Source organism: Streptomyces sp. NBC_01497, from assembly GCF_036250695.1.
Taxonomy (GTDB): Bacteria; Actinomycetota; Actinomycetes; order Streptomycetales; family Streptomycetaceae; genus Streptomyces.
Genome location: NZ_CP109427.1, coordinates 205,577 through 231,838 on the forward strand (window position 1 = coordinate 205,577; position 26,262 = coordinate 231,838).

Sequence of the window (26,262 nt, forward strand, 5' to 3'; positions counted from 1 at the left end):
ACACCTACCGAAGGCCGCCCGACCCGAAAGGGCACGGACCTGCGGAGCGGGGCCGGACGGCCACCCCGGTGCGGCTGCCTCATTCCGTCCCGCGCGCAGGGATCGCCAGCACGGTGGCCGAGCCGTCGGACCGGGGATCGCTTCCCGCCGTGAGAGTGCCGTCGGATTCGACCGAGACGACGTTCGTATGACCGAGGAATTCGGTACGGGGCGGCACCTCACACAACGGGAAGCCGTCCGCGGCCAGGTGAGCGACGGTGGTCTCCGCAAGGTCCGCCTCGTAGTGGACCGTGTCGGACCTCTCGCCGGGGCTCCGCGGCCCGACCACCCATCGCGGCGCGCTCACCGCGTCCTGCGGTGACTTGCCTTCGAGCAGTCGGATGAGCACCTGGGCGTGGATCTGCGGCTGACCGTGACCCCCCATGGTGGAGCTGACCCACCGGACCCGCCGGCCACGGGTGACCATGACGGGCATCAGCGTGTGCTTGGGGCGCTTGCCCGGCCGGATCACGTTGGGCGACAGCGCGTCCAGGGAGAAGCTCGTGCCGCGGTTCTGCAGAAGGATGCCCGTCTCCGGTTCGAGGATCGCCGCCCCGAAACTGTCGAACACACTCTGGATGATCGAGATCGCGTAGCCACTCGAATCCACGGCGGCGATACCGACGGTGTCGCCGCGCGGTACGGACGGCCTGCCGACCGTGCCAGGGGCACGGCCGCTCCGTGCCCGGAGCTGCGCGACGATCTCAGCGAAACCGTCGTTCTCGACGTCCACTTGGGCGAACAACGGGTCGGCCAGGAGGGTGTCGCGCACGTGGGTTCCGTCGAGGAACAGACGGCCGAGGACCTCGGCCGGAACATCCGGCGGGAGGGAGTCCAGGCCCAGCTCGGTGAGGGCCCGCACCGTTCGCAACAGCGCGAATCCCTGCGTGTTCGGCGGGCTCGTGTGGATGTCGAAGTCTCCGAGCGGCGCGGAGATCGCCGGAGTGACCCCGGCCGCGTACCGCTTGAGGTCCACCGTTGTCAGCGGGCAACCACGGGCCTGAAGACCGGCGGCCAGGGCGGCACCCACCGAACCGCCGTACAGCTCGTCGGGGCCGTTCGCCGCGATCTTCTCAAGGGACCCCGCGAGCCGCTTCTGGGTGAGGAGGGCACCCTCCGGCAGGAGTTCGCCGCCGGGTGCGAACACCTCCATGGCACCGGGATCCTCGGCGAGGCAGTCGCGGTCCTGGACGAGCGCCGCGCGCAGCGAACGCGCCACGGGAACGCCTGCTCTCGCGTAGTCGATGGCGGCACGGAACTGGTCCGCCCAGTCCAGCGCGGCGCCGTGACGCCGGATCTCCTCCCAGCCACGTACAGCGCCGGGCACGGTGATCGTGCTGGGGCCCCTCTCCGGCAGCCGGTCACCGTGGCGCTCGCGCAGCGCGTCCGGGTTCCGGGCGGCAGGAGCGGTTCCTGTGGCGTTGACGCAGGCAAGGGAACCTTCGGGGCTGCGCACGAGCGCCACGAGATCGCCGCCCACAGCGGTGTTGTGCGGGTACACGACGGTGAGCGCGGTCGCCGCAGCCAGCGCGGCGTCGATCGCGTTGCCACCCGCCCGATACGCGGCCTCGCCGGCTTCCGTCGCCAGGTGATGCGGGGAGGCGATCGCGCCCATGCTCTCGGCCAAGGAGGCACCTGTCCTTCGTAGTGGAGGCGAGCCGGCGAACACCGACCGCCGGGGCAGCACCGATCACCGGCCAGCGATCTCGCGGACGGGAGTCGTACCGGACCGGGCGTGCCCACTCCGATCGACCCGGCTTCCTTATAGGTTACAGGCTATCTTATCAACGCGCCGCTGACAGTGGCCGGGCTCGGGAACCAACAGAACAGCCAGTAGCGCCAAGCACGTGATCTCGGGCTTCCAGCACGGGTGGTCGGCGCGGGGCGAGGGGTCCGGCGGAAATCCTCGATCAGTGGTGGGGGCGGCCACGATCCGTCACATGCCGGTGGACCTCCGACCGAAGAGCAGACTGAGGTGCATCCGAAGCCCGCCGAGGAGCCGACGAGGCCCGAGTTGAAGGGGTTCTTCTTCCTCGATCAGTGGTGGGGACGGCCGCGAACCGTCAGATGCCACCGAACACACCCCGCGTGAGGACGGGGCGGTCCACATTTCTGGGCACTCTCGTGAGCCGAGCTGTCGGAGGCGGCTTGTACCCTGCACTCATTCGACGATCGGACGATCACGGGTACGGACACGCGGGCACGGGGCGGGTGTCCAGGGGCGGGAGCACGGGGATTTCCATGAATGACGCACATCCGATACGAAGCCGCAGACCGGGTCTCTTGGTCGGTGCGCTCATCATCGCCGGGGTCGTCCTCACCGCGATCGGGGCCATCGGTGGCCATCTCCAGCACGACGCTCCCGGCCGGAGTACGGAGCCACGGAGGGAGTTCACCGCGAACAACCCGCCCGCCGATCTGCCCACCGCGCTCACCACCGGCCAGCACCTGCACTGGTCCCGCTGCACCTCGCCGCCCACCGCGGGCACGGGCTACGACTGCGCCACCATGAAGCCCCCCCTCGACTACCAGAAACCAGACGGCAAAACGATCGACGTCGCTCTGATCCGCCGCAAGGCCACCGGCCCGAACGCCCGGCGTATCGGCTCGCTCGTCCTCAACTTCGGCGGCCCCGGCGTGTCCGGCGTGATCGGACTGCCCGAACTCCTCAACCAGTACAAGCCGCTCCTCGATCGCTACGACCTGGTCTCCTTCGACCCGCGCGGCGTTGGCGCGACCATCCCCGTGCGCTGCGGGAAGACCGCGGACGACACGGGCTACGACGGGGCCGACGCCTGCGCCGAGCACTCCGGGGCGCTCCTCCCGTACATCGGCACCTCGCACACCGCGCGCGACCTCGACCTGATGCGCTACCTCCTCGGCGACGAGCGGCTGTACTACTTCGGCGTCTCGTACGGAACGGAACTCGGCGCGGTTTACGCCCACCTGTACCCGTCGCACGTCGGACGACTCGTCCTCGAAGCGTCCGTCGATCCGACCGAGAATCTCGACGAGGAGCAGGTGTCACAGGTCAAGGCGGTCCAGGCGGCGTTTGACCGGTTCGCTGCGCACTGCGCGGCCCGTATCCGCCACTGCCCGACCGGCGACGGGCCCGAGGAGGCCGCGCGACGCATGGCGCGCCTGGCCGACCGCCTGGAGAAGAAGCCCGCCCCGGCCGGCGGCGGGGGGAGCCTCGACGCCCGTGCCCTCGCGTACGCGGTCAGTGACTACCTCGACCTCGGCACGGACGGCTGGTCGCCGCTCGCCAAGGCCCTCACCGCGCTGATCGACCACAACGACGGCCGTCCGCTGAGCAAGGGCGCGGACGACATCGGCTCCGCCGACCGCGCTGCGACCCCGCGCGACAGCAGCCGCGCCGCCCGGACCGCGATCACCTGCGCGGACTCCAGCCTGCGACCCGGCTTCGAACACCTCGACAGGGACGGGGCCCGCGTCAAAGCCGCCTCACCCGTCTTCGGCGCGGCCTGGTCCACCGGCGTCTATCTCTGTTACGACTGGCCGTTCGACGGCGAGCGTGCCACACCCCAGGTGAACGCCGACGACGCGGCCCCCGTCCTGGTGGTCGGCGGCACCGGTGACCCGACTACCCCGTACCCCGGTGCCCGCCACATGGCCCGCGCCCTGGGCGACGGTGTCGGCGTGCTCCTGACGGCCGAGGAGGAGGGCCACGGCACATACCCCCAGAACCGCTGCGTCACGGAGACGGTCGACCAGTACCTCCGCACGGGCCGCACACCGGCCCCGGGGACGGTGTGCCGGGGCAGCATGTCCTGAGGCCCGTACGGATCCGGCGGGCGGCTGTCAGCACACCGGTTCGCTCGCAGGGGCCCCGGGCCCGCAGCAGCAGACCGCCCGGTCCACACAATGGAGGGATCCGGACCGGCGCCGGAGTGATCGCTCTCGGCCTCCACGGCGTCGTCGCGACCTTCCGGAACGATGACAACTTCGGGCGCGTTCTGGCTGTGTACGGCGGAATTTCTGTCGCCGGGCCGATCACCCGGAGCGTGATCGCCGACGGATACCGCCCCGACCGCTTCGACGTCATCGGAGCCCTCGTCCGCCACGCGGGAATGGCCGTGATCATGTACGCCCCGCGTGGTGACTGACGACCTCAACCGCAGCCCATGCCGCAGGTTCTGACAGCCGGACTTACCAGCAGAGACACCCACGACGATCTCTCCCTCGTCCCGTAGGAACTGCCCCGCTGGGCATCCACCGGGGCTTTCGTATGTCCGCCTCTGCGCCGGATCTCCCTGCGCCCATCCCACGAGAGTTATCCGGTGGCACCAGTCCTGCTCCGCTTCTCGGCCGCCGATGACGGCCTGGAGCTCAGCGACCTGCTCAGCGGCTTCGTGCACGACGGCTCTGTCGGGGTAGTCGTAGTTCTGATGATCCCCGGCATCGTGGTTCCCCAGTACGTCCTCAGTGACCCAACAGCGGACTGGGACACATGGCGGGATGCCTTCGAGGTCGAGCGGGATGCCCACGGGGTAATAACCCGGGAGTCGCTCGCGAAAGCCGAGGAGCGCGCGGACATCGCCAACAAGCAGGCCAAGAAGCTGATCAGACTGCTCGAAGAACTCGGGCACCGGCCCGATCCCCTCAGGAGCAACTGGTCATGGGGCTCTTCACCCGATGCACGAAGGTGTCTCCCGAGACGGAAACTGCGAAGAGGGCTGCCGAGAAGTGCCTCCGTGCGGCGAAGTCCCATGCCAAGGAGGCCGAGGTCTGGTTCAGGGAGAGCCTGTCAGGTGAAGGCCCGGCTCCAAGCCCACAACAACGCAGATTGCTCCGACGACTTCATCATCTCCCTGGTCCGGCAAAGGGGCGGAGCGACGTGACCGTCTCGATCTTCGCCCTGGTGCTCACCGGACACACGCTGTCCGTGACCTTCCTGGCCCCGCACCGGCCGGAGCAGTGGCGCCGGCCCAGGTTCGCTCGTCGTCTCCGGCATGGGCGTCGTACTGCTGATCGCCCTGGGCCGGCCACTGTTGCTGCCCATCCTCCGAAGCGGACCCCAGCCGTACGACGGCCTGGCGGACGCCTTCCTCTCCATCATCGCCCGGTGCTTGTGGATGCCTGGTTGAGCCTCCTGCTCGCGGTCTTCATGTCAGAGCGCCACAAGCCCGTTCTCCCCCCACAGACCCCACCTGTCCTGCCAGCAAGGAGCATTCATGACCATCAAAGGCATCGATGTCAGCAGCTACCAGGCGCCCACCTGGTCGACTTCGGGCTTGTCGTTCGTCTTCGCCAAGGCCACGGAGGGGCACACCGTCGTCGACTCGTCCCAGGCCGCGCACGCTGCTCGGGCCAGGGGCGCGGGGCTCGTCTTCGGCCAGTACCACTTCATGTGGCCCGGCGACATTCAGGCCCAGGCGTCCTGGTTCGCCGAGAAGTCGGTGACCGTCGAGGGCGACATGATGGCAGTCGACTGGGAGCGGACCGGCAGCGGCACGATGGCGAGCAACGCCGACAAGGACGCCCTGATCAAGGCGATCAAGGCCCTGCGCCCGGACCACAAGGTCGGGCTGTACACGAACAGCAGCACCTGGCTGAACGTCGACAGGACCAGCTACTTCGGGGACTTCCTGTGGATCGCCGAGTACGGCGTGGCGGCAGGTCACCCGAAGATCACGGCCAAGTGGACCTTCCACCAGTACACGGACACTCCCCTGGACACGAACGTCGGACACTTCGCGAACCGTGCCGCGCTCGCCGCCTGGGCCGGGGCGTCCACATCGTCGATCACGGTGAGCAAGACCAAGGTCTCCCTGAAGAACCTGGTGGCCGCCGCGAAGTCGGACCCCAAGGCGGCCCAGGGGCACGCCAGCCACCCGGCCGACGTGAAGCCGGTGGAGGCGGCCCTCCAGAAGCTCGGGTATCTGGACGCCTCGTACGCCAAGGACGGATCTTTCGGCAGCCTCACGATCGCCGCATACAGCGCCTTCCAGAAGGCCTACTCGAAAGCCCACGGCCTCGGCTGGACGGGCGACGACGTCAACGGCATCCCCGGCGCCACCTCGCTCAAGGCCCTGGCGACCGAGGCCGGAACCTTCACCGAGACCGCGTGAGCGCCCGCCCCGTGATGAAGGCCCCACTCAGCCCGCACCGTTGGCGCGCCTCACTCGCACGGGTGGCTTTCCGCGCGAGCGCGAACCTGCGGGGCTGCCCACACGTCTCGGCGGCCCGGACAGCCGACGACACGACAGTGCACACCGCGCACATCGCGAAACCGGGCCTGATCGTCCTGGACATCGCCCCTGGCGATGAGGACCCCGCGCGTGTCACGGTGCGGCAATTCGAGCAATCGCGGCGCACCTCCGGGATCGTGCCCGTACGACACGTGCCCGGACAGCCCGGCGTCACTGCCCGCATCTGCGCCGATCCGCTCCCCCGGTAGATCCGTCCTGCAGGCAACAGCCCCTCGCCTCCACACGGAGGCGAGGGGCCATTTTTGCGTGCCGGCGTGTGTGTCTTGGACATACCGCTCGACGCTTCGGGCGTCTCGGCGATGAGGCTCTCGCACTGGCCGAGTCGTTGGCGGCGCGCGCCGAGGCCGATCATCCCTCGGACGTGGACGGTCGGGCTCTCGACGGCTATGACGACGCCCGGAGCTTCCTGCGCCTGTGGTGACCAGCCGCGGGTGCGACTCGGGCGGCGCTCGCCCTGCTCCCGAGGGCGGTGAGACGCTTGTCCGTGGGGTGCTTGTTCCGCCGGACGATGTAGCGGCGGATCATGCTGCCACTTTCGCGTCTCGGTATGGCGGTACTCACGGTTTGTGGGTCACCCAGAGCATTTCTGCCGGCCAGCGGTATGCCCAGTCAGGCGGGTCGGTTCGGTTGTAGCCGTTGGCTGCTCCGGGTTCGGGCCGCGGTTCGATGAGGTCGTCGATGACGAGACCTGCGCCGCGCAGGACCTTGATCCAGTCGCCGTAGGTGAGCTGATAGCTGACCGCGCCCTGGCCTTCGGCGATGGTGTCCAGCCCGAAGTAGTCCTGGTGCAGCGTCGTGGTGACGCGGCTGGCGGCTTCGTCGTAGCAGGCTTCGAACCATGGGCTGGCGACGTTGAACACCAGGCGCCCACCGGGGCGCAGGATGCGTGCGGCCTGCGGGACAGCCAGGTGCGGGGGCGCCCAGCTGAGCCCGCCGTAGTCGCAGAACACCAGGTCGAAGCTGTCGGCGGCGAACGGGAGGTGTTCTGCGGCGCCTTGCACCAGCGAGTAGCGGGCCGCTCCCCTCGCGTGAGCTGCCGCGGCGAGCTGGGCTTCGGACAGGTCGAGCCCGACCACGGTGGCGCCCTCAGCGGCGAGCGCCCTGGACCACTGGCCGGCGCCGCAGCCGAGTTCGAGGACGCGCTTGCCGGTGACGTCGCCCAGGGCGTGCAGGTGCGCGTCCGGGATCGCGTACGTGCCCCACAGCCGGGGCGTTGCGCCGATCTGCGGGTCATGTTCGTGCTGGTACGCGCTGCTGATCTGATTCCAGAACCGCCGGTTGGCAGTAATTCCGTCCACGCGCCGAGCCAAGCACTGCCTGCCGGGGGCGGTCAACACGATGGTGGTGCGACCGGAAGGAATCGGGTCCGGCGAACGATGAGGACGTCGGCGGTGGGTCATCGGGCGGACCATGTCACGGCTGACCGGCTACCACCGTGTCAACCACCGCCACGAACGCCAACCCAGCAACTACCCGGCCTTTCTCGGCCTCGCCGCCGCCCTCCGCTGCTACAAACGACTCGTCCGCCTCACCACGCAGGAGACGGTCCAAGGGCTTGCAGGGAATCAAGGTGTTGTTTCCCTGCAAGCCCTGAGGACCGGAGGTCAGTTTCTGCGTCGTGACCGCGCCACGAGCAGCACGGTCAGTGGGCCGACAACTGCGCCCACGATCGCACACACCACGATGATGGTGACGGTACTCACCAGTTTCTCCTAAAGCAGCGCGTCGTTGAGAGTGTAGGTCAGTGCACCGCCGACAAGACCGCTGTAGCCGGCGCCGATCGCACCCATGGCGCAGCCTCCTACGGCCCCGACTGCGGTGCCTCCGGGGCCTGCGGCAGTGCCTACCAGTCCGGCCGTGATTGCTCCGCCGATACAACCGGTAACAGCTCCGGCGATGCCACCTATCGCGCTGGAAATGCTGAACTTGCTCCAGCTGAACAGCCCCGCGGGGTCGATGTGGTTGATGGGGTCGCCGGTGGCGTAGAGGTAGGGGTTGGTTTCCTTGCCTGAGGGGTCGGGTTGGGTGAAGCGGCCCGTGGTCTGGTCGTAGTAGCGGGCACCCATCTGGTAGAGGCCGGTGGTGTCGAGGTAGGCGCCGGCGTAACCGAAGGGCTGGTCGATCGGGGTGGTGGTCTCGGGGCGGGCGCTGCCGGTGGGTCCGTAGTCCCAGCGGTCCTGCAGGGTCCCGGTGTTGTCGACGAGGACGGACGGGGCGCCCTGGTTGTCGGTGACGTAGTAGTACGGGTTCCCGCCGTTTGTCATGCCGATGAGGGTTCCCGCGGGATCGCGGACGATTCCTGTGCTCTGCCCGTCGGTTGTCGTGCTGGAAATGCCCACCGGGCCCTGGTCGATGCGGGTCGAGTCGGCGGTGAGGCGGTTGGAGCTGTCGGTGCCGGCGTAGGTGTAGTGACTGGTGGTGTTGTTCGCCGTGAGGGCGGTGAGCTGGTTGAAGTCGTTGTACGTCTCGCCGGTGCGCGGAAGTTGGCCTGCGGCGGAGAGTTCGTTGCCGTTCTTGTCGTACGACCATCCCGTGGTGTCGCCGTTCATGCCGGTGGTCTCGTTGGCCGCGTTGTAGGTGTACGTCGTCAGACCGCTGCTCGCCGAGCAGGACGAGGCGCTGCCGGAGGTGGCGGTGACGTTGCCGGCCTTGTCGTAGCAGTACAGCCAGGAGGCGTCCCGCGTGCTGCCGGTGTTCTCCTGGGCGTAGCTGAGGCGGGACTGACTGTCGTAGGTGTAGGAGATCGTCTTGTTCGCGCCGGGGTCGGTGCGGGTCTGGATCTGGTCGGTGTCCGTGCCGTCGGCGAGTTTGTAGGCGTAGTTGTAGGTGACCAGCGTGGCCGTCGAGTTGGTGGCCTTCACCTGGGTGGGGCGGTTGGAGGCGTCCCAGGTGGCGGTCTGCGTGGTACCGCCGGGGAGCTTGGTGGCGGTGCGGTTGCCGTCGTTGTCGTAGGTGAAGGTCGTGCTCGCACCGGCCGGGTCCTTCAGCGAGGTGAGTTCGTTGGCCGCGTCGTAGCCGTAGGTCGTGGTGCCGTTGCGGTCGGTCAGCGTCTTCAGGTTGCCGGCCGGGTCGTAACCCTGCGTGTAGACGACAGCGTCGGCGAGAGTGCGGGTGGCTTCCCGGCCGAGCGCGTCGTAGGTGTGGATGAGGGTGCCGGAGGCGTCGGTCTGGGTGAGCAGGTTGCCGTCGTGGTCGTAGGTATAGCCGACGGTGAGGTTCCCGCTGCCGCCCGACGTGGCGACCTTCGTGACACGGTCGTGCGTGTCGTAGGTGTAGGTGGTTGTCACGCCTCGGCCGTCGGTGACGGTGGCGGGCCGGCCCAGGTTGTCGTACGTGTAGGACGTCGCGCCCAGGGGCGACGGGGGCGTGCTCTTGGTCAAGTTGCCCTGACCGTCGTAGGAGTACGACGTTTTGTTGCCGCCCGCGTCGGTGGAGGTGCAGCGCTGGCCGTCGAAGCCGCCGCAGTCTGCGACGCCGTCGTCACCCTCGTAGGTGTAGGTGAGTTTCGCCCCGTCGGAGACGCCGCTGGTGGTGTCCTGCGAGGACATCAGGTTGCCGGAGGTGTCGTAGCTGTAGGACGTCTTCTTGCCTGACGGGGTGGTGAGGCTGGAGGGCAGGTTCGCCCCGGAGTGGGTGCTGTAGGCGCCGAGCGCGGTGGTGGCGCCGGTCGGCAGCTTCGCCGAGGTCAGGTTGTCACTGGAGTCCCAGCCGAAGGTCGTGGTGTTCTGCGAGCCGGTGCCCAGGGCGTTGACCGCGGTCAGCTGGTTGTGGTTAGCGTCGTACCCGGAGCTGCGCGTGTGGCTGAGCGCGTCGACGACCTTCGTGACCTGGCCGGTACCGTCCGCCGTGTAAACGGTCTTGTGTGCGTTAGGGTCCGTCACGGTCGTCGTTCCGGCCGTGGCACGGGTGGTCGCCGAGTAGGAGTAGGTCCACGTGTCGGTTCCGGTCGGCGCCACACGTTGCATCGAGGTGATGCGGGACTGGGAGTCGTAGCCGAACTTCGTCACCCGGCCTTCCGGGGTGGTGACCTGGCTGATGCGGCCCGAGGTGTCGTACGCGTAGGCGGTCGTGCCGCCGGTGACGTCCGTGACGGTCACTTTCGCCGTACCGGAGGCCGCGGTACCCGAGGTCGCGTACGTGACCGTGCGGCCGGAATTGTCGGTGGCCGTGTAGTGCTGTGCATCGGCGCCGCGGGTAAGGGACAGCCAGCGTCCCGACCGGGTGTCGGTGGCCTTGAAGCCGGTCACCGCGCCCGAGGTCAGGGTCTGGGCGACGGTGATCTTGTCGCTGTTGCGGTCGGTGACCGCGGTCAGGTTCCCGGACGCGTTGTAGGTGTCCTTCGACCCGGACTGCGTGTGGGTCAGCGTGTAGGTACCGTCGCTGTTCTTGGTCAGCGAGGTGTGGTAGCCAGTGGCGTTCTTGTACGTGCCGTCGCTGTTCTGGCTGAAGACCAGGGCCTCACCGCCCGGCCCGTACGCCGTGACCTTGCCGGAGGCCGCCGCATCCAGGGTGCGGTCGTAGTCGGCGAACCACTGCGAGCCCAGCGAACCGGCCGGCATCGGGAACGAGGACGCCGACCGTGTCAGCTGCAGCGACTGCCCCACCGCCGAGAGGTCGAGGTCGGTGGCGTTCAGGACCAGGTCGCCGGTGGACAGGTTCGGCGAGGCGACCAGCGAGTCGTTCAGACGGACGGAACCGTACTGCTGCCAGGGAATGTTGCCCTGATCGTGCGGCGTGGGCGCGTAGTTGACCGTCAGGGTCGGGTTGGTCGACATACGCTTGAACTGGAGCTTGTCCGTTTCGCTGTGCCCGGCCACGCGCAGGGTCAGAGTGCCGTCGCCGTCCGTGGCGACCGCCGGGGTCTCGTCGGTGGTGAACTTCACCGCCCCGTCGCAGCCCGTCCCGTTCGCCCCGCCGACCTGCGCCGAGGCCGTCTGGCTGAACAGTGCGGGCTGCTTGCTCCACGTCGTGGCCGAGCTGATGTGGTCCGCGTTCTGGACATCGACCTGGTACTTCGTGCACGCGTTGTTCGAGGAGTAGACCTCGACCGCGTTGAGTGTCGCCGAGTGGATGTCCGTGTGCAGGACATTCTTGATGTCGAACTGGTAGAACGCCCGCTCGATCCCCGTCGGCGACGACCAGCCCTGGAAGCCCACACCCAACTGTGCACCGGACTCGTTCCAGTGCGACGTGTTGGGATACGCCTGCTGCACATAGGTGAACGACGGGCTCGACTCTGTCACCGGCTGCCACGACGGGTCCACGTAGACCGGGAAGTGTGTGGCGGAGGAGGCCAGCATGCCGGCGTCGGGCGTCAGCCGGAGCGAACCGTCGTCGCTGAGTGCCGTTTTGACCGGCACTGTCGTCGCGCCCGACGCCGGCTCCAGACCGTCCGCGGCCTGCCCGGCCGTCGATGCTGTCGTCCCCGCGGCGGCCGGCTTACTGCCCTGCGTCGCGGCGGCCGGTGTGTCCCACATGACCGGGGCCGGGGCGTGGAAGACCACGTTCCCGGCGGTGTCGGTCGCCGACAGGTTGCCCGCCGCGTCCGCGGTCAGTGAGACGCCGGAGGTCTTCGTCGCCAGTCGCAGCGTGGTCAGCGCCGGATTCGACGCGGCCTGGGCCGACTTGATGACCAGGACCTCGGAGAACCCGCCCTGCGCGTTCGCGGTCACGACCAGGTCCACGCCCGGCAGCACATCCGCATACGTCGCCGTCGCACCCGAAACGGACGGCGCAGGAAGGCTCGCCGGCCATGACACGGACACCGTGCGGCCGCCCTCGTCCAGCACCGCCAGTGGTCCCGAACCCCCGCTCGACAAGGCCAGCTTCGACGGCGTCACCTTCGGCACGTACGACCCGTCGGCGGCCTTCGCCAGCGTCGCGTCCACGTCCGCCCACGAGCCGTCCGCCTGCCCGACCCGCACCGGCAACGGCGAGACCGTGTCCGTGAACGTACCGTCAGGCTCCGCGGTTGTGGTGGAGGTCGCTGTCGTCTGCGACGCGACTGCCACCGCCTTACCCGACGTCCGCGCCTGCGCCGCCGCCCGTACGGCATCCGACCCCGCCACCTGCGACGCCGCGGCCCTCGTCACTCCTGCGGGCACCACCGGAGCCGACGGCTTCCCCGCCCGTGCCACCGTCGCCGCCGACGCCGCTCCCGACGGAACCAGCGCCCCCAGCACCACAATCGATGTGACCGCAGCGGTCTGCGCCAACAACCCGAGACGACATCTGCGTCTCGGCCCACCCCTGTTGTCCGACACCAAGATCCCCTCACTGAAAGTGTTGCCCTTGCACCTCTGCGTGCAGGAGCCTCGCAACAGTGGCAGGAGATATGAAGATTTGAAGGAGTGATGCACGTGAGAAGAGAGACACGGATGGGTCCACACATCACGGGCACACGGCTCTAGTTGACGTCCCGTCACACAATTCCCGGACACGCAGGTCATGGGCAGGACGATGCGGCGCCGAACGAGACCTCCATCTCTTCGTCACTTGATCGTGACGTGTTCTCCTCCGCAGACACCGCGCGTGCGCCCTGCAAGCCTTGCCTCAAGCCGCTGCGGTGAGACCGCAGGCGCCGGTTCTGCCGCACTGGCTGCCGGTCGCCCGGCGTTCTTTTCCTGGCCCTGCCCGGGTGACACAGCAGGGCGTCCGTGGACTCGGGCATCGCCACCGGCGAGCCGCACGGCCCTCCGGACCCGACGTCAAGCTCGCCGTCCAGGAGCACGGCCACCTCGCCAACTGATCGCCTGCGGCGGCGACCTCGGAACGTGCGGGCGTCAGATCCACGCCCCTGCACGGCTGAAGGAACACCCGGTCGTCTCGCACGACCGTCAGCGCCAGGAACCCGTCCGGGCCGGCCTCCTCGCAAGGGCAACTTGCCTGCGCATCCTGCGGCGGTTGAAGGGCCAAGGCGCCTCAGCCTGCTTCGAGCAGAATGTCCTTCAGTTCGCTCAGGCTGTTGATTCGATAGCTCGCCTGGGAAAAGTCGTTTGCTTTCGTGAAATCGTTATGGACGACAGCGCAGTCGATACCGGCCGCCACGGCCGAGGTCAGTCCTCTTGCCGAATCCTCCACGACCAGGGTCTCTTCCCCGGTGGCGCCGAAGCGTTTCAGCCCGGCCAGGTATGGTTCCGGGTGCGGCTTGGCGCGTTCGTAGTCCTCGCGGACAATGACGAAATCCATGAACTGCCTGATCTGGCGCTGTTCATGAATGATGTCGAAGTCGGCCCGTTTCGCCGTCGTCACGATGGCCATGCGGACGTGCTTCGACAGCTCGACGAGAGCATCGACGACGCCATCGATCTCGATGGCCTCGGTCCGCAGGTACTCCTGGTAGTAGCCGTTGCGGGCCTCGCGAACCGGCCGAGGGTCCGATCGTCGACGCCGGCCGCCCTGGCTTGGGCCCAGGAGCCCGATCCCCGGACCATGTCTCGGAGGTATTGATCCTTGTCCAGCGTGAAACCGGCGTCGGCCAGGGCGCGTTCGGCGGATCTGAAATACCAGAACTCGGTGTCGACCAGGACGCCATCATGATCGAAGAGTATGTATTTCTTCACGACCTCGATCCTTTCCGGCGGCCGCAGCAGCTGCCAGGCACGCCGCCGCGGATCGTATCGTCACCCACAGGTAAACAGGTCCTTGATGCTCGCGTTGTCGGTGGGATGATCACTCCACGCCGCTCATCCGACCACTGGCCTGGTGGAACCGTATGCGTGCCGGCCAGCAGACAAGCAGGCAGCACCGGAAGCAGTTCCGCACAGCTGAGGGTCTTGTCCCCGGCCCGCGGGCCATTGCCCACGCCGTCGCCGCGTCCGCTGGACACACCCAGCAGCCGCGAATCGCCGGGTCCGGCACCAAGGACCGACTGCGTCTGGAGAGCGTGTGCCGCGCACGGTGCGTAGCAGTTGCACCCGGGAGGTTCCGTCCGCGGTGGCCGCCGCTCGCGCCCCGCCCGTCCGGAGCCCGCCCCTTGCACGCCCCGCTCGCGCCCCGCTCACCGCGGGGCGGGCGCGGTCCGCGTCGAGGCCTTGAGACACACGAAACACATGAGGCCGGAGAGCCAGAGGGACGAAACGCGCCGGGACATCCCGGAACCTACGGCACACCAAACCAGCTCAGATGTTAGGGAAATGGTCTAAAAGATATGGAGTAGACCGGTCTCAGAGAGGGATCTCATCATGGCTGACGAACTCATTTACACTGACGCGAACAGACTCGCGGAGCTGATTCGTACCGGGAAGGTTTCCTCCGTCGAGGTGGTGCAGGCACACCTCGACCGCATCGAGGCCGTCAATCCGCGGCTCAATGCGATCGTCACTCTCGCAGACGGTGCGCTGGAGGCCGCGAAGGCGGCGGACGACAAGCTCGCCGCGGGCGCGGAGGTGGGGCCGCTGCACGGCGTGCCCATCACGGTCAAGGACTCGTTCGACACCGCCGGGGTGCTCACCCAGCGCGGTTCGCCGATCTTCGCAGGCCGTATCCCGGACGCGGATGCCACGGCCGTGGCGCGCATCAAGCGGGCCGGCGCGATCCTCATCGCGAAGACCAACCTCCCGGAGTTCTCGTACTGGATCGAGACCGACAACCTCCTGACGGGCCGGACGAACAACCCCTGGGACCTCAACCGCTCGCCCGGCGGTTCGAGCGGCGGGGAGTCAGCGGCGATCGCGGCCGGGATGTCTCCGCTCGGCCTCGCGAGCGACCTGTCCATCTCGGTGCGCGGGCCGGCCGCCGACACCGGTGTCGTGTCCTTCAAGCCGACACACGGCCGCATCCCGATGACCGGGATCTGGCCGCGGGAGCCGCGCCGTAACTGGCACGTCGGACCCATGGCCCGCAGCGTCCGCGACATCGCACTCGCATACACACTCCTGGCCGGCCCCGACGGCGCCGACGGCTTCTCCACCGCGCCGCCCGAGTTCGACACCGGCCTGGGCACCGCACCGAACCGGGCCTTGCGCGTGGGCTGGCTGGTCGACTCCGGACTCGGTCCCACCGACCCGGAGGTCGCAGCAACCGTCCAGGCAGCCGCCGAAGCCCTGCAGACAGCGGGGGCCCAGGTCGACGCCGTAGGCATTCCGGCCTTCGAGCGGGACAACCCCCTCGAACTCTGGACCAAGCTGAGCACCATGGAGGTGAAGCCGGCCTTCCATCAGGTCACCGCCGGTCACGAGGACCAGATGTTCAGGTACTCCAAGTTCCTCGCCGGCCTGCCCGACACGTCGATGGAGGACTTCATCCTGGCCGAGCAGGCCGTCGAACGGCTCCGGGACGGCACGGCGGAGCACTTCCACCAGTACGACATCCTGCTCCTCCCGGTGACCACGACCCCGGCCCACAAGCACCAGCTCGGAGACTTCACCGTGGACGGCCGGACGATGGGCCCCTTCCACGTGAGCTCGACGACCGTCCCCTTCAACCTGACGGGACATCCAGCCCTGTCGATGCGGTTCGGCACGAGCAGCGACGGCATGCCGATCGCTGTCCAGCTGGCAGCCAACCTGCACGCGGAGTCGACGATCCTCCACACCGCCGCACTGCTGGAAACACTCAGCCCCGTGCGCGACCAGCACCCCGCCCTCTGACAGCCAAAAAGCCTTGGCTCTGCGGTTCTCGACGCCGGTGTCTCTGTGCGGCCCGTGGAATTCTCCGATCCGCGGTGACGAAGCCGCCGAGCGGACGCTGCCCGACGGAGACCGCAGGCACGACCGGGGCGGGCGCCCTGACCAAGGTGCCTGCCCCAGGGTCTCCGTTGTCCGCCGTCACACCCGTGATGTCCCGGTTCCTCGGTGACCGTCGTGAGCATTGCCGAACTCGCTGCTGAGCAGGAACTACTCATGACCGGCGTCGTCGGAGCCACCGGACGAGTCGGCCGACTCATGACTGCGGAGCTTCTTGCCGCAGGAGAGCCCGTGCCCGCGCTCGTGCGCGACGCCGATCGGGCCCGCCGGATCCTCGGTGAAGCCTCGGGGCTACCTGGCGCGGAAGGGGGACCTGACGGTCGAGCGGGGTGTCGTAGAGATCGAGAGCGAAGACGACGGCCGGGAGCACGCGATGCGGCTTGGTGCGTGGCTGAGCGACCAGCGGACCGCCGTGCAGCGCTGAGCGGGGACCGCGCGCAGCAGTTGGCGGGGATCGGGGTACCACGCACGCACGAACCAGGGGGCAGGGGCCGGAGCCATCGGCAGCGGCTCCGGCCCCTGCCTGTATACGGGGGCGAATGAGGCCACCCGGGGCACAGAACGGAGCGGCAACGGTGAGGGTCGCACTCGCCCCCGTATGGTCGCCTCGGGCCGTCGGGTGTGACGGCTGCGGCCGCGCGGCAAAGGCTCCGTCGGCGGGTCCCTTCGTGCCTGTTTCCTGCGATGCTCGCAACCCGCCCTCGTCTGGGCGCTCGCTTCCGGCAGCGCCGCATCCCCACACACCCAAGGGAAGCGTTCGGCGAGTGCGCCGCCGCCTGCAGTGCACCACCCAGACAGGAGACCGACATGACCTCCGTACTCATCACCGGCGCGTCCCGGGGCATCGGGCGGGCCATCGCCACCGAACTCGCGGCCCGCGGCCACCGGGTCGTCGCCACCGCCCGCCGACCCGAAGACCTCGACGACCTCCCCGTCGACCGGCGTCTTCGCCTCGACGTCACCGATCAGCAGAGCATCGACGAGGCCCTGCGCGACGCCGGTGAGATCGACGTGCTCGTCAGCAACGCCGGCACGACGATCCGCGCCTCCCTGGAGAGCGTGCCCCTGTCCGAAGTCGAGGCCCTCTTCCAGCTCAACACCTTCGGCCCCCTGCGTGTCGCCCAGGGCGTCCTGCCCGCCATGCGCGAACGAGGCGCGGGACGACTCATCTTCGTCTCCAGCATCCAGGGCCGACTCGTCGTGCCGATCATCGGCCCCTACGCCGCCAGCAAGTGGGCCATGGAGGCGTTCGCCGAGACCCTCGCCGTCGAAGCGGGCCACTTCGGCATCAAGGTAACCATCCTCCAGCCGAGCACCGTCTCCTCCGGCGGAGCCGAAAAAGCCAAGTCCTACTTCACGGACAACGACCCCTACACCCCCCTGTTCCAGCAATTCGCCCCACTGCGCGGCACCTCCATCTTCGAACCCGTCACCCCCGAAGACGTGGCCACCGCACTCGCCGACACACTCGAACAACCCGATCCCCCGCTGCGCCTCCCGGTGGGCGAGCCCGCCAGGACCGCCCTGGCGGCCCGCAAGGCCGCACCGGAAGACGCTCCCTTCGTACCGTTCCCACTCGACTGGTAACCATCCCGCCCGGAAGCCACCACGGCCCCGACAACCGGACACACCCGCGGCACACAGGTCGAGCAGCCCCCGTCCTTGGCTGCCGCACCCCATGTGCGCCCCTGGGGCCAACCAACACCAGGCGCGCCAGGGGAACCCCATGGTCGGGCCGGGGCATCGTCGGTGTACTCGCGTAGGTGCAGAGCGGCGGCACCGTCCGCGTCCCTCACCGCGGGCGCTGGGACACACTCCCCGCAGGCCAGCGAGCCGTCAACACTTACCACGCCATGATCCGAGCCCTCGGCGAGAGGGCCATGTCCACCTCAAGGCCTGGCGCCTCCTGCGCAAAATCCGTTGCGGTACGACCCGCGTCACCCCGATCGTCAAGGCCATCCCGGCTGCCCCGCAACCCGCGGCGCACTGAAGAGACCGGGATCAACAACACAGAAGAGACCACGGCATCGTGCCTGACGTCAAAGTCACCTACGACAAGACCGCGAACGCGGCCTACATATACTTCACCGACCCGCAGGTCAGCGTGAGATCAGCACATACCTGTCCCTGCGATCCGATCGATGTCGACGGCATGATCAACCTCGACTTCGACAAGCAGGGCCGTCTCATCGGCATCGAGGTCCTGGCCGCCACGTCGAAACTCCCCGAGTACGTGCTCCAAGCCGCCGAGCGGCGGGATCCCCAAGGAAGTTGAGCCCGGGAGCAGTCCGGCGCGTGCTGTCCTGATAGCCGCCGGATCAGGTTGGAAAGGCTCACTCAACTCGGGATCAGTCCTCGATGACGGGACGGACAGGCGAGAGGAAGGGGTCCAGGCGGATATGAATCTCTCCTCTCGCCATGACCTTGACGCGAAAAGCGCCCTGGCCCGGCGCGACCTCCATGTCCGGAGAGCGCTCGTAGAGCAGACCCCAGGAGCCCGGGAAACGGGTGGCGATGTGACGCAGAAGACCGTCCACGTCCTCGGCCTCGTCCCTGCGCCTGTTCACGAGGCCGTTGACCAGAACGAAGTACTCGCCGTTGTGCACGTTCAATGCAGCCTCGCCGGTCGACCAGTCGATCTCAGAGATTTTCGCCCGTAATTCGGCGATTCCCTCGTCGCGACTCCCTGCATCCGACTCCTCGGCCGATTCGGCGATCCCGAACCAGCCATGAAACTCATACATGGCCGTTATCCTAGTGGAGTTTTATCGATCACACGGTCGATGCCGAAGCGTCGACCGCATTCCTCAAGCCTCGCGATGACATCAAGGCCCGGCTCGCCGCCGAAAGGGGAATATGGCGTGCGTCCAATTGTATCGCATATTCGAATATTTCTTTCGCCTGGTTGCGAAGGACTCTTCCTCCCTGCATTCCGCGGATTTCGACTGCCGACGTACTGGTCGCCGATGGCGTCGAACTCGCGTCCCTCGGGGCCATTTTCGAACTTGCCACCGGACTCGCCGCCCAGGCGTTCAGACAGTTCGTCGGCAGCGGGATCTGGTTTGTTCACCTGACGAGTTTGCCGAGTCCGCCATTGTCCTCGTGCGGACCCGGTCCCTCCTCCCCGCTCCCTCCACCTTCTCCCTCAGCGTCCGTTCCTCCGCGTCCGCCTGATCTCGTCGTCCCGGTTGAAGTGAAGCAGTGCCACGACCCGCGAGTCGACGGTCCAGAAGTCCTCCTCGTGGAGCCGGAGATGGTCCGCCCGCCTGCTACTCGGACCCGTTGACTTGTGATCAACCAACTGGAAAGGTCACCTCCACGCAGCGAGACAACGTTGTCAGATTCGGCCCCCAGCGGCGTGCGCGGACCAGCGCGGTGTGGAACAGGAGAGCGGCATGACACAGGACGTACCTCCGGGCGGTGCCCGCCTGACGCGCAAGGGCTTCCTGCGAGGCCTCGCAGTGACGGGCGCGGGCATGGCGCTCGCGCAGTCCCCGCTCCTGTCCGGCGTGGCCGGCGCGGTGGCGGGCACGGCGAAGAGCGCGGGCGGCAAGGGCGCCCCGGGGGACCTGGCCGGGCACGTGAACCCCTTCGTGGGTACCGCGATCCAGAAGGACAGCCCCCTTGCCTTCGGCAGCCAGCAGGCAGGGAACACCCAGCCCGGGGCGGTCGCGCCCTTCGGGATGGTCACGTGGGGCCCGGACACGGTCGCGAACCAGCCAGGTGGCTACTCCTGGGCCGATCCGAGCATCCGCGGCTTCAGCCTGACGCACATCTCGGGCGGTGGCTGCGACTCGCTCGGCGACTTCCCGTTCATGCCGTTCCCCGGCGAGGTGACGTCCTCGCCCGCGACGACGCCCGAGCGATATGCCTCGGCCTTCTCGCACCAGGCGGAGTCCGCCTCCCCGGGCTACTACGGGGTACGCCTGGACAACGGCACGAAGGCGGAGTTCACCGCGACGCAGCGAACGGGTACCGGGCGTTTCAGCTACCCCGGCGGCACGACGGCGAGCCTCCTCGTGGACGTCTCGGGCTCGGCGGCCGGCGCGAGCGCCGCCGAGGTGCAGGTCGGTCGGGACACGCTCAGCGGCTGGGCCGAGAGCGGCATGTTCTGCGGGGCTGACGACCTCTACCGGGTCTACTTCTGGGCCGAGTTCGACCAGCCGTTCAAGACCTCGGGGACCTGGAGCGGCGACACCGTGCGCCCCGGCGGCACGAAGGCCGCGTGCGCGGCACAGAACGACGGCACTGACGACAAGAGCGGGAACTCGTGCCTGGCATCCCCCGCGAGCGCCGCGGGCACCGGCGCGGCCGGCTGCGGCGCGTACGTCACCTTCGACGGGCCGGCGGTCGAGGTCCGGGTGGGTATCTCCTTCACCAGCCTGGCCGGTGCGCGCGCCAACCTGCGCGCGGAGAACCACGGGAGCTTCGAGGCGCAGCGCGCGCGGGTCCGCGCCGAGTGGAACGAGCGGCTCGGCGCGATCCGCGTCGAGGGCGGTGAGCCGGCGGACCTGGCGACCTTCTACACGGCGCTCTACCACTGCTTCCTGCACCCGAACGTCTTCTCCGACGCGAGCGGTGAGTACAGCGGCTTCGACGGGAAGACGCACCGCGCGCGCAGCGGGCACGCGCAGTACGCCAACTTCTCGGGCTGGGACGTCTACCGCTCCCAGATCCAGTTGCTCGCCATGCTCGCGCCGCGCGAGACGAGCGACATGATGCAGTCGATGGTGAACGGCTACGCGCAGAGCGGTCAGTTGCCCAAGTGGTCGCTCGCCAACGGCGAGGCCTACATCATGGTCGGCGACCCGGCGGCACCCATCCTCGCCGACGCCTACGCCTTCGGGGCCCGGGACTTCGACGTGCGGGCCGCGGTGGACGCACTCGTCGCGCAGGCGACGAAGGCGAACGGCATCCGCCCGGGGATCGAGGACTTCCAGCGGCTCGGTTACCTCCCGGCCGATCGGACCTACGAGCAGTACCACTACGGTGCGGTCTCGACCTCGCTGGAGTACAACACCGCCGACTTCGCCGTGGCCGAACTGGCCCGGCAGACCGGGGACAAGCGGACCGCGGCGGCGTTCGACAAGCGCGCCCAGTACTGGCGGAAGCTCTTCAACCCGCGGACGGGCTACATCCAGGCGCGCAACACGGACGGCTCCTGGGCCGCGGACTTCGACCCCGCGAGTCCCACGAACTTCGTGGAGGGCAACGCCACCCAGTACACCTGGATGGTGCCGTTCGACGTGCGGGGCCTCTTCGACGCGCTCGGCGGCGACGAAGCCGTCCGCGCGCGTCTCGACACCTTCTTCACCCAGCTGAACGCGGGGATGGACAAGCCGTACGCCTGGATGGGCAACGAACCGAACATCCCTGTCCCCTACCTGTACGCGTACGCGGGGGCGCCGTACCGCACGCAGGAGGTGGTGCGCCGGGCGATGACGGAGCTGTATACGCCGGAGCCGGGTGGGCTGCCGGGCAACGATGACCTCGGCACGATGAGCGCCTGGTACGTGTGGTCGGCGCTCGGCATGTTCCCGCAGGTGCCGGGGCGGGCCGAACTGGTCCTCGCCAGTCCGCTGTTCCGTGCGGCCACAGTGCGGCTCGGCTCGGGCCGCACGATCGAGGTGCACGCGCCGCATGCCGCCCGGGACGTGCCGTACGTGCAGGGACTGCTCGTCAACGGCCGCCGCTCCACGAAGCCGTGGCTGCCGGCCGAGTTCGTTCACACCGGTGGCAAGCTGGACTTCTCGCTCGCGTCGACGCCGGACCGGAGCTGGGGCAGCGAGCCCGCCGACGCGCCGCCCTCCTTCGGGGTAGGCGGCCACGGGGCCTGAGCTCCCGCCGCCGACCGCCCTTTCCGGCCCGCGCCGGGAGGCGTCCGCCGACCGCTGCCCGGCCTCCGCGGCGGGATGTCCCCGCATCCCCGGACCGCTGCACGGGCGAGTGCTCCCAGCGCGCCGGGAGAACCGAGGGGCCCCAGACCGACCGTTCTGGGGCCCCTCGTTTCATCGAGGACCGGACATCAGACACGTGTATTCGCGCGTGCGCACGACACGGAGCCGGACACCAGCGAAAACCTCCACGCTGTCACCTATCAGCCTCATGCCTCATGCCTCGGGCAGCGGGCAGCGGGCAGCGGGCAGCGTCTACGGTGTGTCCTGCGGCCACCGCATGATCTTCAGTCTTCAGGCACCGATGATCAACGGTGGCCGTACCTGTTCCCGCAGCGCCGTTCACCAGCACAACCGCGAACCGCTGCTGGAGGAGTAACGGGTCGATCAAAGCCGGAGGGCCGCTGTCAGTGCCGGGTGATAGGAAGCGGGGATGACCCAGACACCTGCCTTCGAAGACCTCCTGGACCTGGTCCAGGACCGCTCCGCCGCGCTGCACAGCAGCGTCGCGGGCTCCCCCGATCTGGATGTCCGCGTCCCCAGCTGCCCCGACTGGTCACTCCGCGACCTCGTCGAGCACCTTATTGAAGTGCACCGGTTCTGGGCGGCGGCAGTCGTGGCCGGTCCCAGCGAGAAGCCCCCGACCGTGAAACCGGCCGATGACATGCTGTCAGCCGACCTACTGGCTCGTTCGGCCGCAGCCACCGAGGAGCTGATCGCCGCCCTGCGAGCCGCTGGTCCCGCGGTGGGTTGCTGGACCTGGTGGGGCAACTCCGACGTGCCGTCGACGAGCGGTGCCGTGGCGCGCCATCAGGTCCAGGAGGCCGCTGTTCACGCCTTCGACGCCCAGCTTGCCACCGGGACTCCCCAGCCGGTCCCGGCGGTTGTCGCACTCGACGGCATCGCCGAGTTCGTCGGCGTCAGCCACGGCACCGCCGGCCCCTGGCCGCACGAGGCGGCCCGGATCGGCCTGCACGCCGCCGAGGGCGAGTCGTGGCTGGTCGACCTGACGGCTTCGGGCTCACACCTCATCGACGGCCAACACGAGACGGCCGCCGATCTGCACGGATCGGCCAGCAACCTGTTGCTCGCCCTGCACGGCCGCCTCCCCCTCGACAGCCTGCGAAGCGAGGGTGACCGCGCCACCCTGGAGAACGTCCTGAGCTGGCCCGACTTGAGCTGACCTCCCAGCCCAGGCCCTACGCTCTGACCTGCGGTGGCCGCACCAGCAAGGTCACGGTCTACGGCTGGAGTCAGGGTACTTGGGGCGGAGATCAGCCTGCCGGAAGGGAAGGCCATGACGGTCATCAAGCCTGAGTCGACGCCCCCCTTGGGAGGGGGTGCCGCGGGAGCCGGCCGCCGGCAGCAGCCGCAGCAGCGGCGTGGTCGTGTTGGCCGGGTCGAGCGGACGGGTGGATCAGCGGCGTGCCCGTCCGCTCGCTGAGCAGGCCTCCTCGCCTTGGTCATCCGCTGGTTCGGCGGGGCAGGGCATCCAGAGGGCACCTGCGAGATGCCGCTGGCGACGTTCCTCGCAGCCGTAAATCTGCTGCGATCTCGCGGCGTCGAGCGCGTCGGCGTCCTCGGAGTACCCAAGGGCGCCGAGGCGGCCGGCACGACGCGGCTCGCGACCGTGGCGCTGCTGCGCGCACGGTGACCCGACATCACGGCCGCCCAGGGGTACAGGCCGTGGAGAGGCTCTCGCTCCGGTCCCACGCCGGCCAGCGCGCGGCCCACCTTGGCTGCGGCCCTCGGAGCACTGGGGGATGGAGTGGGGAGCTGCGAGCCCCCGGTCCAGCCGGGGGCCTGCCGGCGTCCCGGTGGATGACTTGGGTGGCTTCTGGCCGGCCAGGGGACGGAGTGTGGCGCCCCGGCCCCGGCTGCTGCAGGTGTTGAGTATGGAGGTGAGGGCAGGTCTTCGGTGGTGGTGGGTTTGAGGACGGACTTTACGGCAGCGTGCAGTCGTCGGCGTTGGTGCACCGAATGGCGGTGTTCCGGGGTTTCCACACGTCGGGCCGCTGTCGCCTTGAGGAGAGTTTGAGGACTCGGAGGCCTTGATCGGCTGGAGTCGGTGAGGTCGTCGCCGAGGGATGTGCGCTGAGCCGCAGTCCACTTGTCCGCGCCGGAGCGCTAAGGTGCGCTGATGTCAGCGATCAAGAAGTTCCAAGTCACCTTTGACTGCGCGGAACCTGAGCGCCTTGCTCGTTTCTGGTGTGAGGTGCTGGGTTACGAGATACCGCCTCCACCGGAGGGGTCCGCCACCTGGGACGATTTCAACCGTACATTGCCTCCTGAGGAGCGGGACTCGTGGTTCGCCTGCAGTGATCCCTCAGGCGAGGGCCCGCGCCTGTACTTCCAGCGCATCCCAGAAGGCAAGGTCGTCAAGAATCGGGTGCATCTCGACGTCCGGGTCGGCACCGGACTCGTGGGGGACGAGCGCCTCGCCGCGCTCGAAGCCGAGTGCGCCCGCCTGGTCGCCCTCGGCGCCACCCACGTGCAAACGCTGTATGCCGATGAGGAAAACGAGTCGTGCATCCCCATGCTGGACATCGAGGGCAACGAATTCTGCGTCGACTGATGCGTTCTCGGGGCCGGGGAGGCGCGAAGCGGCCTCCCCGGCCCCTCCCTCTGGTCCCGTAGGAGTGGAACGCACCCCGTGGAGGCGAGGTTGTGCACCATGCTGGTGCCGAGCATGGCGGTGCGGACACGAGACGGTGGCCGCGGCGGATGACACGGTCGGCCACGGTTTCGACAGGCGGAGCCGTGGCGCGGACTGCCGCCGCGTCGATCACTTCGGTACAACGGATGGCAGTCGCCGTGGTCGTGCACACGACGCTGCCGTCTGCCGTGGCCTATCTTTCAGGAGGTGCGGATGCCCAGTGCGACGACCTGGGTGACCCCGTCGTCGGCGAAGTTGTCATCGCTGACCAGGACCAGGGTGTGTTCGCCGTTCGGCAGCGTCGGGCCCCAGGTCATGCCCTCGGTGTTGTCGACCGTGGAGAGGCCCAACTTGTCGAAGTCCGCGACCAGTTTCTTGCGCATCGGCACGATCTTCCGTCCGGCCAGGGAGTCGACGCCGCGCACCTCGGTCGCGCCGCGCGTGGTGGCGTCGTAGACGCGGATCTTGTAGCCCGAACCCGCGACCCATGTACGTTCGAGTACGAGATAGCGGCCGGGGTCCCCGGGGAACGCGAGGATCGACGGCACGCCGGTGTCCGCGGGCCACGGGCTCGACGGGTCGGACTCGGCGAAGATCCTCTCCAGCGGGTAGGCGAACTGCCCCAGGACGTCTCCCTTCCGGTTCTGCCGCGTCACGCGGACCAGCGCACCGTGTTCCACTGTGGGCTCCGGGCCGTCCTGGAGCAGCGGGCCCTCGACGGCGCTCGTCAGCACGCGGTTCTTGTCGCCGAACGTGATCGCCTCGACCGCCTTGTTCCGGCGGAGGCCCCGATCACCCGTGGTGTAGACGTAGTTGGGCGGCAGTGGCAGCTGGCCGTGGTACGCACCGGAGCGGCCGGCGAACTGGATCGACGGCTGAATCAGCGGCTGGCCGGGCGACGTCGGCCGGTCGCCCTCCTGCGCCCACCAGTACCGGCAGCTGAGCGGGTCCACCCGCACCTCCTCCGGGTCCACGACCTTGCCGTCGCCGGCACTTGCCGGTGGATAGACGGACCCGTCCGGCTGGAGGAACGGGTGGGTGCCGGTGAAGTCGACGGAGTGCACACCGGCGCCGTCCACCCTGATCTTCGCCGTGTAGAAGCGCGCGGGCTGGAGGTTCGAGCGGTCGTCGCTGATCACCACGTACTGGCCCGTGCACGGGTCACGGTCGATGCCGGACAGCCCGCCGACCGTGGTGTCCTGGAAGGTGAGGCCGCGCGGGACGATCTTCTCGCCCAGCAGCCGGACGTTCACGGCCGCGGACGACACGGCGGGGCCGGGCCGGGCGGGGGTACCGCTCGCCTGGGCCGCCACCGCGGGGGCCATCGCCGCCACCAGTGCCAGGGCCGCGACGGACGCCCGGGGGATCAAGGAGAGTTTCATGTAAGCGATCTTGGCCCGCGTACCCACCGAGCGCAGTCACCCACACGCGTGACGTCGTCACGCAACCGAGTGACCTGGGGGCGGAGCAACAAGGGGGCGGGCCTCTGCCACGCGCTCACAGGCCCCGACGGGAGGCACCGATGGTGTGGCTGTCGGCGGATGAATGGCCAGGTGTACGGCCTGACGCACCGTCGGCCTCCGCCCGCTCTCGTGACCCGAATCGTGGGCGAGAACGCTGCCAGGGAGCCGGCCGGCAGGCGCCGGCGGACGTTGCCCCGGCGGCCGGCAACCCCGCTCCGAAGGCTCCTCGGCCGCCGGAGCCCACGCGTTACTGGTCGAGCGTGGGCCGTCGGTGCCCTGCCATCAACGGGA

General features: G+C 68.7%; 23 protein-coding genes and 3 pseudogenes. 17 read left to right on the forward strand and 9 right to left on the reverse strand.

What is annotated here, in order from left to right; translation table 11 throughout:
* Positions 1–79: 79 nt before the first annotated feature.
* Complete coding sequence (locus OG310_RS00990) at positions 80–1,666, reverse strand: gamma-glutamyltransferase family protein (protein ID WP_329453948.1); 1,587 nt, start codon at positions 1,664–1,666, stop codon at positions 80–82.
* Between the two features lie 614 nt (positions 1,667–2,280).
* On the opposite strand from OG310_RS00990, the gene OG310_RS00995 reads away from it, so the two are divergent.
* The 6 genes and pseudogenes from OG310_RS00995 (at position 2,281) to OG310_RS01020 (ending at position 6,460) form a co-directional block, all read left to right on the forward strand.
* A complete protein-coding gene (locus OG310_RS00995) occupies positions 2,281–3,834 on the forward strand; it encodes an alpha/beta hydrolase (RefSeq protein WP_443078516.1) in 1,554 nt (517 codons plus the stop codon).
* Between the two features lie 101 nt (positions 3,835–3,935).
* Positions 3,936–4,166, forward strand: a pseudogene (locus OG310_RS01000) (YnfA family protein); the annotation flags it as partial.
* Positions 4,167–4,340: 174 nt separating this feature from the next.
* Positions 4,341–4,901 (forward strand): hypothetical protein, encoded by a 561-nt coding sequence (locus tag OG310_RS01005; protein WP_329453950.1) that lies wholly within the window; start codon positions 4,341–4,343, stop codon positions 4,899–4,901.
* Positions 4,902–5,012: 111 nt separating this feature from the next.
* The gene (locus OG310_RS01010) at positions 5,013–5,147 is read left to right on the forward strand and encodes a hypothetical protein (protein ID WP_329453951.1); all 135 of its coding nucleotides are present in this window, start codon (positions 5,013–5,015) and stop codon (positions 5,145–5,147) included.
* Positions 5,148–5,234: 87 nt separating this feature from the next.
* Positions 5,235–6,131 carry a GH25 family lysozyme gene (locus OG310_RS01015; protein ID WP_329453952.1) on the forward strand — a complete coding sequence of 299 codons (897 nt, stop codon included), beginning with the start codon at positions 5,235–5,237 and terminating at the stop codon, positions 6,129–6,131.
* A gap of 14 nt (positions 6,132–6,145) precedes the next feature.
* Entirely contained in the window at positions 6,146–6,460 is a 315-nt protein-coding gene (locus OG310_RS01020) for a DUF6207 family protein (protein ID WP_329459979.1), read from the forward strand.
* A gap of 369 nt (positions 6,461–6,829) precedes the next feature.
* On the opposite strand, the gene OG310_RS01025 is transcribed toward OG310_RS01020, so the two are convergent.
* A complete protein-coding gene (locus OG310_RS01025; protein ID WP_329453953.1) occupies positions 6,830–7,570 on the reverse strand; it encodes a class I SAM-dependent methyltransferase in 741 nt (246 codons plus the stop codon).
* A gap of 82 nt (positions 7,571–7,652) precedes the next feature.
* Between OG310_RS01025 and OG310_RS01030 the strand changes: the two are divergent.
* Positions 7,653–7,808, forward strand: a pseudogene (locus OG310_RS01030) (IS5/IS1182 family transposase); the annotation flags it as partial.
* 176 nt (positions 7,809–7,984) lie between these two features.
* On the opposite strand, the gene OG310_RS01035 reads toward OG310_RS01030, so the two are convergent.
* The 3 genes from OG310_RS01035 to OG310_RS01045 form a co-directional block, all read right to left on the reverse strand.
* A complete protein-coding gene (locus tag OG310_RS01035) occupies positions 7,985–12,487 on the reverse strand; it encodes an RHS repeat-associated core domain-containing protein (protein WP_329453954.1) in 4,503 nt (1,500 codons plus the stop codon).
* Positions 12,488–13,193: 706 nt separating this feature from the next.
* Complete coding sequence (locus OG310_RS01040) at positions 13,194–13,601, reverse strand: HAD family hydrolase (protein ID WP_329459980.1); 408 nt, start codon at positions 13,599–13,601, stop codon at positions 13,194–13,196.
* A complete protein-coding gene (locus OG310_RS01045) occupies positions 13,520–13,834 on the reverse strand; it encodes a hypothetical protein (protein ID WP_329453955.1) in 315 nt (104 codons plus the stop codon). The genes OG310_RS01040 and OG310_RS01045 overlap by 82 nt, the downstream gene beginning before the upstream one ends.
* Before the next feature lie 621 nt (positions 13,835–14,455).
* On the opposite strand from OG310_RS01045, the gene OG310_RS01050 reads away from it, so the two are divergent.
* The 5 genes and pseudogenes from OG310_RS01050 to OG310_RS01070 all read left to right on the forward strand — a co-directional run bounded on the left by OG310_RS01050 (position 14,456) and on the right by OG310_RS01070 (position 18,233).
* The gene (locus tag OG310_RS01050; RefSeq protein WP_329453956.1) at positions 14,456–15,862 is read left to right on the forward strand and encodes an amidase; all 1,407 of its coding nucleotides are present in this window, start codon (positions 14,456–14,458) and stop codon (positions 15,860–15,862) included.
* A gap of 373 nt (positions 15,863–16,235) precedes the next feature.
* Positions 16,236–16,382 carry a hypothetical protein gene (locus OG310_RS01055; RefSeq protein WP_329453957.1) on the forward strand — a complete coding sequence of 49 codons (147 nt, stop codon included), beginning with the start codon at positions 16,236–16,238 and terminating at the stop codon, positions 16,380–16,382.
* A 383-nt stretch (positions 16,383–16,765) separates the two neighbouring features.
* A complete protein-coding gene (locus OG310_RS01060) occupies positions 16,766–17,545 on the forward strand; it encodes an SDR family oxidoreductase (protein WP_329453958.1) in 780 nt (259 codons plus the stop codon).
* Positions 17,546–17,727: 182 nt separating this feature from the next.
* A pseudogene (locus OG310_RS01065) lies at positions 17,728–17,948 on the forward strand (IS5/IS1182 family transposase); the annotation flags it as partial.
* A gap of 39 nt (positions 17,949–17,987) precedes the next feature.
* Positions 17,988–18,233 (forward strand): DUF2283 domain-containing protein, encoded by a 246-nt coding sequence (locus OG310_RS01070; protein WP_329453959.1) that lies wholly within the window; start codon positions 17,988–17,990, stop codon positions 18,231–18,233.
* Between the two features lie 73 nt (positions 18,234–18,306).
* On the opposite strand, the gene OG310_RS01075 is transcribed toward OG310_RS01070, so the two are convergent.
* The 3 genes from OG310_RS01075 to OG310_RS01085 all read right to left on the reverse strand — a co-directional run bounded on the left by OG310_RS01075 (position 18,307) and on the right by OG310_RS01085 (position 19,259).
* Positions 18,307–18,702: an Imm7 family immunity protein gene (locus OG310_RS01075; protein ID WP_329453960.1), complete on the reverse strand. Its 396-nt coding sequence runs from the start codon at positions 18,700–18,702 to the stop codon at positions 18,307–18,309.
* A gap of 5 nt (positions 18,703–18,707) precedes the next feature.
* The gene (locus OG310_RS01080; protein WP_329453961.1) at positions 18,708–19,028 is read right to left on the reverse strand and encodes a restriction endonuclease fold toxin; all 321 of its coding nucleotides are present in this window, start codon (positions 19,026–19,028) and stop codon (positions 18,708–18,710) included.
* 75 nt (positions 19,029–19,103) lie between these two features.
* A complete protein-coding gene (locus OG310_RS01085) occupies positions 19,104–19,259 on the reverse strand; it encodes a DUF6879 family protein (RefSeq protein WP_329453962.1) in 156 nt (51 codons plus the stop codon).
* Positions 19,260–19,353: 94 nt separating this feature from the next.
* On the opposite strand from OG310_RS01085, the gene OG310_RS01090 reads away from it, so the two are divergent.
* The 5 genes from OG310_RS01090 to OG310_RS01110 all read left to right on the forward strand — a co-directional run bounded on the left by OG310_RS01090 (position 19,354) and on the right by OG310_RS01110 (position 24,427).
* Entirely contained in the window at positions 19,354–21,795 is a 2,442-nt protein-coding gene (locus OG310_RS01090; RefSeq protein ID WP_329453963.1) for a GH92 family glycosyl hydrolase, read from the forward strand.
* Between the two features lie 268 nt (positions 21,796–22,063).
* Positions 22,064–22,231: a hypothetical protein gene (locus tag OG310_RS01095; RefSeq protein ID WP_329453964.1), complete on the forward strand. Its 168-nt coding sequence runs from the start codon at positions 22,064–22,066 to the stop codon at positions 22,229–22,231.
* Positions 22,232–22,285: 54 nt separating this feature from the next.
* Positions 22,286–23,035, forward strand: coding sequence for a maleylpyruvate isomerase family mycothiol-dependent enzyme (locus tag OG310_RS01100; RefSeq protein WP_329453965.1), 750 nt, complete (start codon positions 22,286–22,288; stop codon positions 23,033–23,035).
* 327 nt (positions 23,036–23,362) lie between these two features.
* On the forward strand, positions 23,363–23,506 hold the full coding sequence (locus OG310_RS01105) for a hypothetical protein (protein ID WP_329453966.1): 144 nt from the start codon (positions 23,363–23,365) through the stop codon (positions 23,504–23,506).
* Positions 23,507–23,992: 486 nt separating this feature from the next.
* Positions 23,993–24,427, forward strand: a complete 435-nt coding sequence (locus OG310_RS01110) for a VOC family protein (RefSeq protein WP_329453967.1) — start codon at positions 23,993–23,995, stop codon at positions 24,425–24,427.
* Positions 24,428–24,708: 281 nt separating this feature from the next.
* Here the strand turns inward: OG310_RS01110 and OG310_RS01115 are convergent, their stop codons facing one another.
* The gene (locus OG310_RS01115; protein ID WP_329453968.1) at positions 24,709–25,890 is read right to left on the reverse strand and encodes an esterase-like activity of phytase family protein; all 1,182 of its coding nucleotides are present in this window, start codon (positions 25,888–25,890) and stop codon (positions 24,709–24,711) included.
* Between the last annotated feature and the right edge of the window lie 372 nt (positions 25,891–26,262).

Excerpts from the sequence above, each read along its gene's own strand:
- OG310_RS01110 (WP_329453967.1), top strand. The coding sequence starts at position 23,993 with ATGTCAGCGATCAAGAAGTTCCAAGTCACCTTTGACTGCGCGGAACCT.
- OG310_RS01100 (WP_329453965.1), top strand. The coding sequence starts at position 22,286 with ATGACCCAGACACCTGCCTTCGAAGACCTCCTGGACCTGGTCCAGGAC.
- OG310_RS01015 (WP_329453952.1), top strand. The coding sequence starts at position 5,235 with ATGACCATCAAAGGCATCGATGTCAGCAGCTACCAGGCGCCCACCTGG.
- OG310_RS01010 (WP_329453951.1), top strand. The coding sequence starts at position 5,013 with ATGGGCGTCGTACTGCTGATCGCCCTGGGCCGGCCACTGTTGCTGCCC.
- OG310_RS00995 (WP_443078516.1), top strand. The coding sequence starts at position 2,281 with ATGAATGACGCACATCCGATACGAAGCCGCAGACCGGGTCTCTTGGTC.
- OG310_RS01095 (WP_329453964.1), top strand. The coding sequence starts at position 22,064 with ATGCCTCATGCCTCGGGCAGCGGGCAGCGGGCAGCGGGCAGCGTCTAC.
- OG310_RS01020 (WP_329459979.1), top strand. The coding sequence starts at position 6,146 with ATGAAGGCCCCACTCAGCCCGCACCGTTGGCGCGCCTCACTCGCACGG.
- OG310_RS01075 (WP_329453960.1), bottom strand. The coding sequence starts at position 18,702 with ATGTATGAGTTTCATGGCTGGTTCGGGATCGCCGAATCGGCCGAGGAG.
- OG310_RS01060 (WP_329453958.1), top strand. The coding sequence starts at position 16,766 with ATGACCTCCGTACTCATCACCGGCGCGTCCCGGGGCATCGGGCGGGCC.
- OG310_RS01105 (WP_329453966.1), top strand. The coding sequence starts at position 23,363 with ATGCCGCTGGCGACGTTCCTCGCAGCCGTAAATCTGCTGCGATCTCGC.
- OG310_RS01050 (WP_329453956.1), top strand. The coding sequence starts at position 14,456 with ATGGCTGACGAACTCATTTACACTGACGCGAACAGACTCGCGGAGCTG.
- OG310_RS01090 (WP_329453963.1), top strand. The coding sequence starts at position 19,354 with ATGACACAGGACGTACCTCCGGGCGGTGCCCGCCTGACGCGCAAGGGC.
- OG310_RS01115 (WP_329453968.1), bottom strand. The coding sequence starts at position 25,890 with ATGAAACTCTCCTTGATCCCCCGGGCGTCCGTCGCGGCCCTGGCACTG.